General features: G+C 39.1%; 13 protein-coding genes. All 13 read right to left on the bottom strand.

Features of this window, described 5'->3' with window-relative positions:
- Positions 1-13: 13 nt before the first annotated feature.
- On the bottom strand, positions 14-1,453 hold the full coding sequence (locus tag ACO6HM_RS02260; protein ID WP_485389567.1) for an ATP-binding protein: 1,440 nt from the start codon (positions 1,451-1,453) through the stop codon (positions 14-16).
- Between the two features lie 332 nt (positions 1,454-1,785).
- On the bottom strand, positions 1,786-3,144 hold the full coding sequence (locus ACO6HM_RS02265; RefSeq protein WP_485389568.1) for an ATP-binding protein: 1,359 nt from the start codon (positions 3,142-3,144) through the stop codon (positions 1,786-1,788).
- Between the two features lie 474 nt (positions 3,145-3,618).
- On the bottom strand, positions 3,619-6,351 hold the full coding sequence (locus tag ACO6HM_RS02270) for an EAL domain-containing protein (RefSeq protein WP_485389569.1): 2,733 nt from the start codon (positions 6,349-6,351) through the stop codon (positions 3,619-3,621).
- A 27-nt stretch (positions 6,352-6,378) separates the two neighbouring features.
- Positions 6,379-7,452: a peptide chain release factor 1 gene (gene prfA, locus ACO6HM_RS02275; RefSeq protein WP_485389570.1), complete on the bottom strand. Its 1,074-nt coding sequence runs from the start codon at positions 7,450-7,452 to the stop codon at positions 6,379-6,381.
- A 65-nt stretch (positions 7,453-7,517) separates the two neighbouring features.
- Complete coding sequence (locus ACO6HM_RS02280; protein WP_485389571.1) at positions 7,518-8,690, bottom strand: NAD(P)-dependent malic enzyme; 1,173 nt, start codon at positions 8,688-8,690, stop codon at positions 7,518-7,520.
- A 96-nt stretch (positions 8,691-8,786) separates the two neighbouring features.
- The gene (fumC, locus tag ACO6HM_RS02285; RefSeq protein ID WP_485389572.1) at positions 8,787-10,151 is read right to left on the bottom strand and encodes a class II fumarate hydratase; all 1,365 of its coding nucleotides are present in this window, start codon (positions 10,149-10,151) and stop codon (positions 8,787-8,789) included.
- 9 nt (positions 10,152-10,160) lie between these two features.
- Positions 10,161-11,015, bottom strand: coding sequence for a peptide chain release factor N(5)-glutamine methyltransferase (gene prmC, locus ACO6HM_RS02290; RefSeq protein WP_485389573.1), 855 nt, complete (start codon positions 11,013-11,015; stop codon positions 10,161-10,163).
- Positions 11,008-12,252, bottom strand: a complete 1,245-nt coding sequence (locus ACO6HM_RS02295; protein WP_485389574.1) for a DUF1385 domain-containing protein — start codon at positions 12,250-12,252, stop codon at positions 11,008-11,010. Before ACO6HM_RS02295 ends, prmC begins: the two co-directional genes overlap by 8 nt.
- A gap of 111 nt (positions 12,253-12,363) precedes the next feature.
- Entirely contained in the window at positions 12,364-12,570 is a 207-nt protein-coding gene (gene rpmE / locus ACO6HM_RS02300) for a 50S ribosomal protein L31 (RefSeq protein WP_485377360.1), read from the bottom strand.
- A gap of 113 nt (positions 12,571-12,683) precedes the next feature.
- Positions 12,684-13,121 carry a hypothetical protein gene (locus tag ACO6HM_RS02305; protein ID WP_485389575.1) on the bottom strand — a complete coding sequence of 146 codons (438 nt, stop codon included), beginning with the start codon at positions 13,119-13,121 and terminating at the stop codon, positions 12,684-12,686.
- 110 nt (positions 13,122-13,231) lie between these two features.
- Positions 13,232-14,710 carry an ATP-dependent Clp protease ATP-binding subunit ClpX gene (clpX, locus tag ACO6HM_RS02310; protein WP_485389576.1) on the bottom strand — a complete coding sequence of 493 codons (1,479 nt, stop codon included), beginning with the start codon at positions 14,708-14,710 and terminating at the stop codon, positions 13,232-13,234.
- Positions 14,711-14,888: 178 nt separating this feature from the next.
- On the bottom strand, positions 14,889-15,140 hold the full coding sequence (locus ACO6HM_RS02315; RefSeq protein WP_485389577.1) for a helix-turn-helix domain-containing protein: 252 nt from the start codon (positions 15,138-15,140) through the stop codon (positions 14,889-14,891).
- A gap of 83 nt (positions 15,141-15,223) precedes the next feature.
- Positions 15,224-16,573: a DegT/DnrJ/EryC1/StrS family aminotransferase gene (locus tag ACO6HM_RS02320; protein ID WP_485389578.1), complete on the bottom strand. Its 1,350-nt coding sequence runs from the start codon at positions 16,571-16,573 to the stop codon at positions 15,224-15,226.
- Positions 16,574-16,648: the final 75 nt, after the last annotated feature.

Consider the following 16,648-nt stretch of genomic DNA (forward strand, 5'->3'; position numbering starts at 1 on the left):
AGAAAAACCTTCACTAAACGCTAACCATATCAGGGTTCGTTTTATAGTATGCTGCCCTTGAAGCTTTGCTCTTCATAAGGTAGCCGTGTTTTTCAAGATTGCCTAGAACTCTCTTTCTAAAATAACTTGAATCACTTACTCCCAGGTATTCAGCTATTTCGGATACCTTATGTGCATTAAGATAACAAAAATTTATTACCTTTTCATCTAGGTCTGTTCCATCAGGTACGGGTACAAAGCTCAAACCTTCCACAACATCATTTTCAATCCCTCTATCATAAGTCAAATCAGGAAGAACCAGGGTAAAATGATCCGATCTTGAGTAAATATATGGTTTATGTTTTTCATCTGCTGATGCATACTCCTCCACAATCTTATCAAAACCCGTGCCTGCTGCCTCCATTACATTGCAAGCTACCAATACTCCACAAATCAACTCGTTTCTTCTTTTTGAAATAATTCCTGATAAATCATAAGTTTTCCCCAGCTTCTCACCCCTATAAAATCCACCTGGAGAAGATATTTCCAAACGATCCTTAAACATATCAACCTGTATTTGAGTGCCATCCAAATAGTAGTCCCTATGGGCAACCGCATTTATAACACCTTCAAACAAAGCTCTTAAAGGAAATGAATCTATATTCACACGGGTATTATCAAGCTTTACCATACTATGATTCATTCTCAGGTTCACAAATTCAATGATATAATCAATGGTCGAGGTAATATTGCCATTAAACCTATTAATTGTAATAACCCTGTCACTTCCCTTATTAAATCCTGAGAAAACTGAGCACTGTACTTCTGTTTTCTTACCATCATAATTATCCATAAATAAGACTGCACCATTTAATAGGTACCCTTCCTCATTTACAAAGCCAAGTGACTGTAACGCCTTTTCTTTTAGTACTTTACCTTTATTATGTTCTTTATAAAACCTATGAAGATCCAAGAATTTATCTGATTCATATTTTATATCAGAAACCAATATATCATACTGGGTTTTCTTACTTTTAACGCTCATTTCGATTATTTCTTCATAGGTTGCACCGTTTGTAAATCCATCACGCCGTATAAAAATAGAAGGGATATTTTTATATTTTAATATTACAGGCTTAACTGCCGATTCATCAATCGCTATCTTAATTATAAAGCGTTCTTTACCATTTACTTTATATCCTATGAAGGATATTTTCATTTGTGGTCTTGGTGTCAAATGTTCATTAACCTGATTGTTGAAGTAGTTCCTTTCATTATCTGCGCCCTTCCTATCAAAACCAATCAACTTATTGGTCTTATCCTCCACTCCAATATAAAAATCTCCTCCGGATGCATTGGCAAATCCTGCAATACTTTTAAGCCAGCCGATAACATCCTCTCTATTTAGGATTGCCTTGCTCTCAAACTTGTCACCTTCAAGCTTCACATCGCCAATTATCTCATCTAAATACATAACGTCACCTCTTTATTTGAACTACTTCAATAATACTTCAAAGTCACTTCAAAGTCAACTTCAAATTCACTTCAAACTCACTTCAAAGTCAACTTCAAACTCACTTCAAACTAATGGTGATCCTAATCTACAAATCTGTAATCCGTTACCTCATCAGGGTTTACCTTTATCTTGCTTTTGTCAAAGCAGCCCTTAAAATGATAAATATCCACAAAGTAATTATCTCCGCTTTCTGCATCTTCATTTTTGTAGCTGTAAATTAATTTTTGTTATTTGAAAAAGTAAGTTCCAGTCTGAGCTTCAATTTAAATATTGAAGCCTAGATGCAGAAGTTACTTTTTCAATTCACCCCAATTACTTCTACCGGCTAAATTTTCAAAAAACATTACATAATAAATCGGCATATATATAATCTTATCCTTTTTAATAATTTCTCTTTCATTTGACAATACATACGCCTTTTTAAGATTATAAGCTTCATTTTTTTTTAAATTACTTAAAGCACTATGCACGGTATAGTCTTTACCTGATTTTACCTCAACAGGCACCACTGACAGGCTGTCATAATCATCAATCAGATAATCGACTTCTCCCTTGTCCCTATTATCATAGTAAAACAGCTTATATCCATGTGCTATTAACTCACTTGCAACTACTGTTTCATAAACCGAGCCAAGATTTATACTTCTTTCATCATCTAACACTGCTCTGATATTATTTCCATAAAGAACACTTGTTAATATACCTACATCATTTAAGTATAGCTTTAGCAGATTCTTACTGCTTGACTGCACAAGCGGAAAGCTCGGATTTGATATAGCCTGAACATTTAGTGCAATCCCTGCGCTAATTAAGTATTCGAACTCATCACTATAATCGTTAAATGTCTTTCCTTTTTTATTCTCAATGTTTTTTGCCACAATACGCTTTTTTTTGTTTTCCATATTCGAAGGAAGCATATCGTATATTCTTCGTATTTTTAACTTATTTTCTTCATCATACTTTGAAGCATCAGCGGCATAGTATTCCCTAATTTCATTTTGAATCTCACGCACAAGCACAATATTGGGGTTTTGTATATACGAATTTACTGCCTCCGGAAGTCCTCCTACCAGTAGATATTTACGAAATAATTCCATAATCTTATTATGAGTGGCTTCATCAAGTGCCTCTTCATTCTCATATTTTTTACGCAGAAATGATATGGTCATTTCATTAAATCCATTGGCATATAAAAATTCTTCAAAATCAAGCGGAAACATTCTTACCTTTCTTATGCTCCCCATAGGTATGGAAGTCGTCTGCGACAAGGTAACTCCTAACAATGAACCACTTGCTATAAATGTAAACCTACCATCCTGCGATAAGAACTTAAGCAGGGTTAGTAGAGCGGGATATGCCTGTATCTCATCAATAAAAATAAGAGTGTCTTCTTTTTGTCCCATCTTATTTCCTGCTAGCATACTGACTTGAAAATAAAAATCCTCAACAGTTTTTACTCTTTCAAAAAGTCTATCCTTAAGCGAATCTTCAATCATGTTAATCTCAATGAAATTTTTATACAGCTCTTCTCCTACATAACGGATAATATAGGTTTTGCCTACCTGTCTGGCTCCATCAATAAGTAAAACCTTATTAGAAGTGCTTTGTAGGTGCTCTCTAATCAGGCTTTCAATCTTTCTAATCAACATATTTTCATCTCCATTCTGACTTTTCAATGCATTTTAAGCCATAATTTTATGACTTTTCAATAGTATTATTGCATAAATTCTATGACTTTTCAATAATTTTTACACCTTATTTTTATGACTTTTCAATATTTTAAAAGCCCGTGACAAAGGCAACCACCCTGCCACAGGCACATATTTATCCTTATTTTAGTAACTAAGACTTCCCACACCAATATGGTGTGTTGAACCTTGAAAATTCAATATTTCAGCCAATAAATTATGGCATAAATCATTGTAAACCCTTATCTATAGTGGATTACAACGATATTTATATTTGTCATAATCTTTAGTTGAAGTTACGCGTACTAGAGAGCATTAACATTTAACAGCCTTTATATCACCTAAATAAAGATATTTTTTATACATAAAAACCACCGACCTCACAGGATGTAGAATACATCTGCTTAATCAGTGGTTCATTATAGCTTTTGTTTATTAAATTGTCGCAAAAAGCTTGTAGACATCAGGGATTTCCATTGGTTTATAGAAATAATAGCCCTGTACGGAATCACAGCCCGCTTCGGTAACGATATTAAGCTCTTTTTCTGTCTCCACTCCTTCCACACATACCATCTTATCAAAGTTATGACAGGCAGACACAATGGTAGATATGAAGACCTTACTGTCAGACGAATCCGACATCTTCTTCATAAGTGAGCGGTCAAGCTTTACTATATTGGCAGGATATTTAAGGAGCATCTCAAGAGAGGAATATCCCACTCCAAAGTCATCAATTGCCATCATCATATTCATATCCTTACAGCTTTCAATGAACTTCAACAGCTTAATAGGATCATCATGATAATGGGTTTCCGTAAGTTCAAGTACAAGACGTGAGCCATCCATTTCATAGTCCTCTAAAAGCTGCTTCATATATGGCAGCAAAGTCTCATCCTTTATCTGGTAGTAGCTGACATTGAAGTCCAAAGTAAATTCAGGAATGTAGGCACATATCCTCTTACTAATCTTTGCAGCCTGCTTAAACACCCATTTCCCTACAGTGGACATAAGGTTATTCTCTTCAAGTATAGGCACAAAGACCATAGGAGATACATTCTGTCCCATATAGCTCCAACGAAGCAGAAGCTCGCCACCTATCAGTCTGTGAGTCTCTGCTGACACTATCGGCTGCATCACAACCCTGAAGTTGTTCATGTCATTTGCTACGTCCTTACTTATATCAAGCAGCATCTGCTTTTGTTCACGATGCGAACTCATGGTCTTTTCTGTATAAATGATATCCTCTTCAGGCTTGTGCTTTGCTATGTCAAGTACACTCATTACATCAGTAATAATCTCTATGGCTGACATATCAGCGTTTAGTTCGCCGAGAATGCCCACGGAGCAAGGATAACGGATAGGAATGTTATACTCAGCATAAGAGTCGGATATAATCTTCTTTATTTTCTTCGAGCATTCATCAAGGGTATAATCGGCATTGCCTGCAATCACCGCCATAAAGCGCAGCCCATCGAGTCTGTAAAACTTGATTCTATCATCAAAGCTTGCAAGAAGCTCTGTAGCAATATCCTTTATAAGGTTATCACCGATTGACCTCCCCCTCAATTCATTAATCTCACCAAATCCATTTAGGCGGAAGCAAAGGCAGGAAGACTTATCTCCCTTAAAAAACAGACTACTGATGTCGCGTACAGCAGCTTTTTCTTTCTGGAAGTTAGTTATAGGACAAGTTTCAAAGGCATTGCTAAGTATCGACACATTACCACTGTAAAACAGTGGCTTCTCCATTTCTTTATCCCACTTAATGTATCCCGCACAACGTACCCAGACCTCCTCGCCATATTTGTCTACAACACGGTATATAAGGTCATATACGTCCCTTTTCTGCTTTATAAATTCACTAAAATCTTTTTCGTAGAATTCACGATCTTTCTTATGTGTTATAAACTGCTTCCACTCCTCAGGAAGATCATGCACTATGTTGTTCTCAAAGCCCCATTTTTCCTTTATAGTGTCTGAAATAAACCAGACATTTTTCTGAAGGTCACCAAAGTAGGGGTGGCTGTCGCCAAGCTCAAGAGCCTTGAAAAACACGTCCAGACTAAAGTAGTTGTTTTCAATAAATCTATACAACATACTGTTTCTACTGTCATTAAAATGATCTACAAAGTTATCTAAACTCATCATTCTCCTGTCACGGGTTCTTCCCGTTACAGGATCAGGCTTACTAAAATATATCGCTTTATTCTTGTATAGTACACTTTCCGCAACAGCCCTTACCTCTACCGGCACGAGAGGATTCTCATTAGACCAGTAAGAACCAAAGACTAACGGTATATGTTTGTTATTTATTTCACCTTCAAGATTCTTTATCAGCTTGTCAAAATAAGCACTATCTATATTAGGACAAACAACCAGAAAACGGTTACCTGTTACCCTGTATATCTTATACCCTGCAAATACCTCACCAAGAAGAGCGTTTAAGCGGCATAACAAGATATTGCCTTCCTGATATCCACGCTCATCATTAGTTGTTTCCAGTTCAGAAAGGTCACACGAAACTATGCCTAACTGCCTACATCCGTCAAGCTTCTTAAAGTCCTCCTCAAAAGCTTCTCTATTATATGCTAATGTAAGAGGATCATGGTATTTATCAAAAGTTATCTTTTTCTCGGCATTTCTGTGCTTAACTATAAATGAAAAAAGTGAACTTATTTTCTTAAGTATGGGAATTGTCTCATCCTCATCAAGCTTCTCAGGATTGTCCACACCTAAGAAGCCTACCACATCATTGCCTAAATATATAGGAACAGCCACAAGTGACTTTACATCCTGCGGCTTTAGGACAGCATAAGTAGATGGGGCATCAGTCTTAATTGCCTCAACGTCAGGTATAATTACATTCTTATTCTGCCTAAATAAGTCCAGCCAGAAATCAACAATTTGTATGCTTTCATTCTGAAGCATTTCAATTTGTGGTGTAATTCCTTTTGCACACCACTCATAAGTATTGCTTATCGTCTCATTACTGTAATCAATCTCAAATACATAGGCTCGTTCACACTTACACATTTCACCTAGAAACTTTAACATTTCATCGGCATTTAGTTTTGTGTTTTCCAAATCAAGTGCATTCCAAAGCCAATTTCCTAAATATTCAGTAATGGAGGAAGTATTATCTATAAGCTGCTTCCTTTCACTAATCATCTTCGCACTCCCTTGCTAAGTTATAGTTTACATTTCACCCATTGCTGCAAGTTTTTCAGTCTGATCTGCTACTATAAGATTTTCGATAATTTCTGTCAAATCTCCGCCCATAACCCCATCTATATTATGTGTCGTAAATTTAATTCTATGGTCTGTAACCCTTCCCTGTGGGAAATTGTACGTGCGAATCTTTTCAGACCTGTCGCCGCTTCCCACCTGACTCTTTCTGTTGGCAGCTTCTTCGGCATGTGCCTTTTCACACTCAAGCTCATAGAGTCTTGAGCGGAGTACCTTCATTGCTTTGTCTTTGTTCTTAAGCTGTGACTTCTCATCCTGGCAGGATATAACTATCCCTGTAGGAATATGTGTCAAACGAACAGCTGAATCGGTTGTATTGACACACTGTCCACCGTTACCCGACGCCCTAAATACATCAAACTTGATATCATTAGGGTCAATGTTTACATCAACCTCTTCTGCCTCCGGTAATATTGCAACAGTTGCTGCAGATGTCTGTAGCTTACCGTTAGACTCTGTCACCGGAACTCTCTGTACTCTATGGGTTCCGCTTTCATATTTAAGCTTTGAAAAAGCTCCCTTACCGTTGATAAGAAAAGTAACTTCCTTAAAGCCTCCAAGCCCGTTCTCATTGAAGCTTAATATCTCAGGCTTCCAGTGGTTATTCTCTGCGTATTTGCAGTACATACGGTAAAGCTCTGAAGCAAATATAGCCGCCTCATCTCCGCCAGTACCTGCACGGATTTCAACTATTACATTCTTATCGTCGTTCTTATCCTTTGGAAGCAAAAGAACTTTGAGTTCCTTTTCAAATTCAGGCACCAAAGCCTTCGCCTCTGAAAGTTCTTCTCTTGCAAGTTCTTTTAGCTCAGGATCACTCTCCTCAGCTATCATCTTGAGGCAATCCTCTATCTGCTTATTATTTGCCTTATATTCATTGTATTTCTCTACGATAGGCTGTAGGTCTGACTGTTCCTTCATAAGACTCCTAAACTTATTTGGATCAGATGCAGCCACACCTGAAGCTAATTCATCCGTTACTTCCTTATACCTTCCTGCGAGGGTTTCAATACTTTCAAACATCAATTTTCCTTCCTAAATGTAAATAATATAAGTACAGTTGCATCCTTGTATTATAACCGTAAAGCCTACAATCTTGCAACCCCTGTACTCTTTGCAGCCTCAGAGACGGCCCCGGCAACTGCATCCTTTACCCTGGCATCAAATGCCTTTGGAAGAATGTAGTCTTCATTTAATTCATCATCCGAAACAAGTCCTGCTATGGCTTTTGCCGCTGCAATCTTCATCTCATCATTTATCTCGCTCGCTCTTACATCAAGAGCTCCTCTAAAGATGCCTGGGAAACAAAGCACGTTGTTTACCTGGTTAGGAAAATCTGAACGTCCGGTGGAAACCACCCTTGCTCCTGCTTCTTTTGCTTCATCAGGAAATATCTCAGGTATAGGGTTGGCACAGGCGAATATAACAGCGTCTTTTGCCATGGATCTTACCATTTCTTTTGTAAGAGTTCCCGGAGCAGACACCCCAACAAATATATCTGCACCTTTTATCACTTCCTCAAGACTTCCTTTTTCCATTTTAAAATTTGTTATATTTGCCATCTCTTCTTTTATAGGGTTCAGATCTTCTCTTCCCTTATAAATAGCACCTTTTCTGTCAGTCATTATTACATTCTTAAGTCCCATAGCCATCAAAAGCTTTATGATGGCTATACCCGCAGCTCCCGCTCCGGAGGTAACTATTTTAACATCTTCTATATTCTTTCCAACAATCTTAAGCGCATTTAATACACCTGCAAGGGTAACCACAGCAGTTCCATGCTGGTCATCATGGAAGATAGGAATGTCTGTACATTTTTTAAGCCTTTCCTCTATCTCAAAACATCTTGGAGCAGATATGTCCTCAAGGTTTACCCCGCCAAATGAGCCTGCAAGCAGTTCTACAGTTCTTACTATCTCATCCACATCCTTGCTTCTTACACAAAGAGGTATGGCATCTACGTCTCCAAAGGCCTTAAAAAGTGCACATTTTCCTTCCATAACAGGCATACCTGCCTCAGGGCCAATGTCACCAAGACCTAAAACTGCAGTCCCATCAGTCACTACAGCAACGGTATTCCATCTTCTTGTAAGCTCATATGACTTGTTTACATCCTTTTGTATCTCAAGGCAAGGTGTAGCTACTCCCGGCGTATAGGCAAGGCTAAGTGCCTCTGCACTGTCAACTGCCGCTCTTACCTTTATCTCTATCTTACCCTTCCACTGTGCATGCTTTTCAAGTGAAACCTTTCCGTAATCCATAACTTCCTCCTTTTTACATATTTATCATGTGATGTGGGTGTCATAAGTATTGAACACCCATTAATACAGGATTGCTTCTTACATTCCTTATCTATTTCATACCAGCTCTTCAGGCTTAAATACCTCATCGAAGCTCTCTTCATCCATAAAGCCTAAGTCAAGGCAGGCCTTCTTTAGGCTAATCCCCTCCTTATATGCTTTCTTTGCGACAGCAGCAGCATTATCATAGCCCACATAAGGGGAAATACAGGTAACAAGCATAAGAGAATTGTGTAGATTATCACGCATTTTCTCGCGGTTGGCTCTAATCCCCATAGCACAGTTGTCGTTAAATGAGTTAATTGCATCTCCAAGAAGTCTCACAGACTGCAAGAAGTTGTATATGAGCACAGGCATAAATACATTTAACTCGAAGTTTCCCTGAGAGGCCGCCATTCCTACTGCCACATCATTGCCCATTACCTGGACAGCCACCATGGTCACTGCTTCGCACTGCGTTGGGTTTACCTTGCCCGGCATAATAGAGCTTCCCGGTTCATTTTCAGGTATGAATATCTCACAAAGGCCAAGCCTTGGCCCTGAAGCGAGCCATCTCACATCATTGGCTATCTTCATCATGTTGGCTGCAAGTCCCTTGATTGCACCGTGGCAGGTAACAAGCGCATCCTTTGAGGTTAGTGCGTGGAACTTATTCTCATCAGTTATAAATGGCTCACCTGTAAGCTCTGCAATCTTCTTAGCCACCTGCCTGTCAAAATTCTTTGGCGCATTTATCCCTGTTCCCACAGCAGTTCCGCCAAGAGCCAGTTTGTATATGCCCTGCATCGAAGCCTTTATCTGTCCAAGACTGTTAATAAGCATAAATCTCCAGCCGCTTATTTCCTGGGAAAACTTGATTGGAGTCGCATCCTGCAGATGAGTCCTTCCACTCTTAACTATGTCATCATTTTCCTTTTCAAGCTTCTCAAATGTAAGTATGAGTTTCTCTATGGCCGGTAAGAGTACCCTTTTTATCTCCATTACCGCTGCTATATGCATAGCTGTAGGAAAGGTATCATTGGAGCTCTGCGACATATTTACATCATCGTTAGGATGAAGTATCCTCTTGCCTGCAAGCATGTTGCCCCTGCCGGTTATTACTTCGTTAACATTCATATTGCTCTGTGTGCCTGAGCCTGTCTGCCACACCTTAAGCGGGAATTCTTTATCGTGCTTTCCCTTGTATATCTCATCGCAGGCCTTTCTTATAAGCTCGCACTTGTCAAGCGGGAGTTTTCCAAGTTCAAGATTGACCTCTGCAGCAGCCTTCTTAAGTATAGCAAATGCCCTGATTACAGGAAGGGGCATAGTCTCCGTACCTATGTTAAAGTTATTATGAGAACGCTCCGTCTGTGCTCCCCACAGAGCCTTCTCCGGAACATTTACCTCGCCCATAGAATCTCTCTCTATTCTGTATTTCATGGCAGCCTCCTATAGTTTTTCGTCCAATTTTGCCATAACTATCCTATCTAAGCCTGAATAATCCTTCATTATCTTTACATCTGTAAAACCATTTTCAAGTAAGATAGAGGCTACGGCTCTACTTTGATTATATCCTATTTCGTAGAAAATTCTACCATTTTTATTTAATTTTTTTACAGCCTCTTTGCTGATAATTCTGTAGAATTTTAACCCGTCTTCATCACCGTCAAGAGCAAGTCTTGGTAAATAATCCCTTACCTCAGGCATAAGCTCATCTATTTCCCCTGTTTCGATGTATGGAGGGTTTGATACTATTATATCAAACTTATCTGTGACATTTTCAAACATATCTCCCTGTATAAAACTAATCTCACCCGCCTTAAGGCTCTTAGCATTTTCTCTTGCCACTTCAAGGGCTTTTTCAGAAATATCAGAGGCTGCCACCTTAGAGGGCTTACCAAATAATGCTATAGATATTGCTATACAGCCTGACCCTGTACACATATCAAGCACGGATTTCCCTTCAGAATGCTTTCTTACCTCTTCCACCAAAATCTCAGTTTCCTGCTCGGGTATCAGTACATTTTCATCTACCTTAAAGGTAAGTCCGAAGAAATCTCTTGTCCCAATCACGTAAGAAAGAGGGATTCTTTTGCTCCTTCTTTCTATAAGCCTAAAGAATTCCTCTGCCTTATCTTTCTCTATTATATCTTCTGAATGTATGAAATACTGTGCACTGTTAAGACCGGTAATATGCTCTAATATATATCTGGCATCAAGTTCTGCCTCATCTATTCCCGCTTGTGTAAGCATTTTAGTACCGTCTGCAAGAAGCCCTTTTAGGCTATATTCCACTTTATCCATTTTTCCTCTTTCCACGCTTTTTTTCCTCTTCCTTCTTGTTATTGAAAAAATGGTTTAAGGCATTTAGTATTTCATCATCATCATCCTCAGATATTTTTACTGTCTTAACTCCTTCTTTAACATCTAGTGACTGCTTTGCCCTTTCAGCAAGGCTAATTCCAGTATCGTTTTTCTTTTCAGGCTTTACTTTGCCTACAGTTTTGCTTCCTTCTTTTTGAGGCACGACGGCACTCTTCTTATTCCTCTTCGTCTCGTAAGCCTTATCTACTTTCTGTGCCATCTCTCTGCTTACTCTCTTTATCCCTGACTTAGCAGTCCTTGAAGGCTTATAAATATCTCCGTTTATTTCCGCTTCTTCCTCTTTTACAACCTCTTTACCCTCAGCAACAACCGCCACTGATTCAATGGCTACTTCTATCATCTCATCTTCAGGCTCAGCTGTAATCACGCTCTGGATGAGCATAGCAGGCAGGTTAAGGATATCTGCCAGACTATTTTTCCCCCTTGCTGTTATCTCCATAATTTCATAAGTAAGACCTGCTATAACGGGTACTGTGAGAAGCCTAATTACTATTCTAAGCATAATATTATCTATTCTTACGAACATAAAAACAAGTATGCTAAGTGCTATGACTACCGCCAAAAATGTAGCGGCACACATATAGTTTCTTCTGTTCATTTTCTTTACATTGCTGACTGTAAGAGGAAGCCCCTTATCTACACAGTTCATTGCTTTATGCAATGCTCCCAGATACATGTACACCCTTTTAATCTCCGGAAGCATTGATATTCCAAATATATATAATGCCAAAAGCACAAGCCTCATTATGCCCTCGATAAAGGTAAGGGCAATATCTGAGTTTATGACATTATAAAACGAAAGTGAAATGCCGTAAGGCAGTGCAAAGAAAAGTCCTATGGCAAGCGAAATAACCGCAATAACTGTTAAAAGCTCATTAGTCTCCCTACTGTCAATCTTTCCGCCTTCTTCTTTGTCATAGAATTTCTCAGATACCGAAAAATTTTTGATTATCAGGCATATCATCTCCACAAAGTTTACTATCCCTCTAATAAAAGGCAGTGACAAGGCAGTATTTTTCTCTGTTATGTCATCAACCCTACCGGTCAGAACCTCAATATCATCATCAGGCTTACGGACTGCAAGTGCATATTTGCTTCTGTTCTTTACCAATATGCCTTCAAGAACAGCTAATCCGCTCATCCCCGAACCCTTCATACTTCCTCCTAAAAAAATAAGACCATCGCATTTGTGATTCCGTCCTTCCATAACAGTATGTTATGTTGACGCCTTCGTCTCTGCGACAGTCTCGTTCTTATTCTGTTTTTATTAGTCCTGCTTAATTCCGTACCTACGATTGAACTTATCAATAGCTCCACGGGCAGCTGCAGTTCTCTGCTGACCTGTGTAGAACGGATGGCACTTTGAACAAACTTCAACGTGGATAGACTCCTTTGTTGAACCTGTAGTGAACTCGTTTCCACAGTTGCATGTTACCTTACACTCATGGTATTCTGGATGGATACCTTCTCTCATATTATTCACCTTCCTCACTTTGTTGATTGGATTTTGCCAATCTATTAATATAAACAACTCTATGAGTATATCACATAATTTTACAAATTACAAGACATTACTTTTAACAACATCTAATCCCTCCCAAGTGCACTGTCAAGAAGCCAAAAAAGCTCTAACATGCTTCTAAAGCACTCTTCTGCCTCTCCTTCAATCCACTTGATAGTTCCCTGCCAGCTTGCGTTATTTCTGTACTGAATTCTAATAGCAAATGTCGCAGCCTTTCCTCTTGGAACCTGCTCCTTTTCAGATATATGGGTTTCCCTCTCGTCGGACTGAGTTCTTTTCTTGAAGCTTCTTTTCTCCATTCCACTCATTGGACACCCTATTTCATCCATAAGTGTATCAATTTCTTTTATAAGATGATGAAAACTTTTAACCTCTACACTTTGCTTAAGGAAAGGATTGTAAAGTTTTCCACAAAAATCAACGCTGTTATACTCGTCAATAGCTATTATGCTTGTTCTAAATTCTTCGGAAAAATGAATTCTCTTGGTGCCTACGCCGCTCATAAATACCTCCTCTGCCTATTCCCCTATTATAAGCAATTGCGGTTACATTTCGGTTACATTTTGCCAAAAATCAAACATTTTTAAAACTTTTTTCAGATTTAATGGATTAATTAAGTCCTAACCTCTATAACAGGACTTCCCTTTCCTTCGATATAGTCCCTTGTTATAGTAACCTTGCCTATATTGTTGTCCTTTGGTATTTCATACATAATGTCAAGCATAAACTCTTCTATAATGGCTCTAAGCGCTCTCGCTCCTGTCTTTCTCTCAAGTGCCCTTTCAGCTATAATCTCTTTGGCATCTTCAGAAAATTCAAGCTTAACCTCATCCAGTTCAAGAAGCTTTTCATACTGCTTAAGTATAGCATTCTTTGGTTCTGACAGCACTCTGATAAGCATATCCTTATTCAGCTCATCCACTGCAAATACAATAGGAAGTCTTCCAAGGAACTCAGGTATCATACCATACTTCCTTAGGTCATCCGTAGTCACCTTGCTTAAGATATTTTCCTCTTTGTCATACTTATCCTTTAGGTCAGCCTTAAAGCCAATGGCCGCCTGCTTATTTAACCTTGCCTTTACTATATCGCTAAGATCGGGAAAGGCTCCACCGCAAATAAAAAGTATATTTCTTGTATTGATTGTTGCCATAGGAACCATTGCATTTTTACTTGTTGCGCCCACAGGTATCTCTACCTCAGAACCCTCAAGGAGCTTTAATAGTCCCTGCTGCACGGCTTCTCCACTTACATCCCTGCTGTGCGTATTCTTTTTCTTAGCTATCTTATCTATCTCATCGATAAACACGATTCCATGCTCTGCAGCCTCCACATCATTGTCAGCATCAGCAAGAAGCTTACTTAGTACGCTCTCCACATCATCTCCGATGTAGCCTGCTTCCGTAAGAGTAGTAGCATCAGTTATGGCTATAGGCACCTGTAATAGCCTTGCAAGATTCCTTACTAAGTAGGTCTTACCACTTCCGGTTGGTCCTATCATAAGCATATTGGACTTCTCTATCTCAATATCTTCTTCTTTTCTGTTCTTCTCCGCAGCTACTCTCTTATAGTGGTTGTATACTGCAACTGATATCTGCTTTTTTGCAAGCTCCTGACCTATAACATATTCATCAAGCTTTTCCTTGATAATATGAGGCGCAGGGATATTGTTAAAGTCAATTTCCGCCTTAGGCTTCTTTTTCTTGGGTTTCTTTTTTAGATTGCTCTGTCCGCCAAACATATCGGGCATGAAACCAAAGCTAAACACAGGAGGACTTTGCTTTCCATCATCCTTCTTATCTCCATCCTGTCCTTCTATAGGTTTGTCACCATCCTCGCAAGCAGTAGTAACAACACCATCCTTATTGTACCCATTATTATTTACATCAGCACCATTACCGCCATTTACCCCGTTAAACATATCCGGAGTAAAGCCATTCATATTAAAATAATCCGCCATAGGATATGAGTTAAACGCATTGATTGTCTTTTGGAGGCAGTCGTTGCATATAGTTATATTGGGTGGCAGGTGCAGCAGCTTCCCTGCTTTGCTTTCAGGTCTTCTGCACATATAACAAATTTCTTCTGTCATCTTTTATCCTTTTCTATAATTACTAAATATTGGGGGCAAACTACCTTATGCCCACTAAATCCAATACTTATAGTATAACTCTTTGAAGTACATATTTCAATAGTATGTTATAAGATACAATAAAGAGTTCCGTGTCCAAGCCGCTTAAGCGATATAAGTACTAAATAAAGGGATGCAGCTACTGCATCCCTTTATCCTCATTTGTTTCTTCGGTTTCATCACCATCAGGCACATAGGCAACAATGTCGCCTATTTCACAATCAAGCAGCTTACACAACTTATTTATTGTTGCGGTGGTAATATGCCCACCCTTTCTTATGTGGTTAAGCTGCGAATTACTTACACCATGCTGCATAATCAATTTATACTGCGAAATCCCTCTCTCATTTAAAACCTTCCAAAAACCATCATAACTAATAATAATAATCACCTCTTCTAATTCATTTCAGGTTTCAAAGTTACTAATATCCCCATTTTTCAAGCCTAAATTCATCAATGGGTGGGATGATTTCTCTAGTCAAAACAGCTCTTGATTATTTCTATTACGATCTCCTGTTCCTCAGGTCTCATCTTTATGTCACTTGGCAGACATAGTCCTCTGTCAAATATATCCGAGCCTACATCCGTAAAGCCAGCACCAAGTTCTCTTATGCTTCCTTTATACGTAATGAAATCCCTGCCTCTAAAATAAGGCTGTAAATGCATAGGCTTCCATATAGGACGGCTCTCTACATTGTAAGCAGCAAGCACATCTCTAATCTCCTCTGGAGAAGACTTGCCAGCCTCTCTTAGATAAAGCTTGTCCTTAAAGTCTACTCCCTTGTACTTTTCTTTCTTCCTAAGCTCTATAGGGCTTAAGGCTTCATCCAAAAAGCCCGCTTCCCTTATTGCAAAAGAATTGGTTCCTCCGCTCTTATCTCCCACATAATTCGGTCTAAATCTGCTCCTATCCTGAGGCGCCATTGCATCTTCATCTATAATGAGGCATGAAAGCCAATAATTAGGCTCTGCTTCCTCCAGTATCGGATTCATCTTCACAGGCAGATCCTTTAAGCCTTCCTTGTAAATCTCATATATCTCTTTTTTCTTTTCCCTATGTTCATCCAAATGAAGAAGCTGTCCCCTGCCTATGCCGGCAAGGATATTGGACAATCTGTAATTGTAGCCAAGTTCCTCGTGCTGGTACCAAGGATATGGTTCCCTCGCCTGAGTAGCTAAAAACTTTGCCTTATCTATAGAAGCTGCATCCTCAGAAATAAGCATTCCTCCACCTGAAGTGGTTATTATCTTGTTCCCATTGAAGCTTATTACGTTATAATGTCCAAATGTGCCGGTCTTTCTTCCCTTGTATGATGCTCCGAATGATTCAGCAGCATCTTCTACAAGAACAGCTCCGTGTTCATCGCAGATAGCTCTTATTTCGTCAAGCTTAGCAGGCATCCCATAGAGGTTAACCACAACCACGCATTTTGTATCAGGATATTTCTCAAAAGCCTTCCTAAGCGCCACAGGACTCATATTCCAGCTTTCTATATCACTATCTATAAATACCTGTTCTCCCTTTTCGTAAGACACAGGATTTACCGTGGCATCAAAGGTTAAATCTGAGCAGAACACCCTGTCACCTTCGCCTACACCCGCAAGCTTATATGCAAGATGCAGTGCTGAGGTCCCGGATGCAAGAGCTGCGGCGTGAAGTCCACCTCCCAGGTATCTACAGACTCCGCTTTCAAGTTCATCGATGTTTTTGCCTATGGTTGTAACCCAGTTTGTGTCAAAAGCCTCTTTTACAAAAGCCTGCTCCTCACCGTGCATGGTTGGAGATGACAGCCATATTCTATTGTCAAATTTCTTAAGTTCCATCGCGTACCTCCAGCCTCCGAACAATATTAATAAATATACACTGAAACCCCTAAATATTCAAGTATCCCTTTAATT

The organism is Catonella sp. (genome assembly GCF_057250765.1).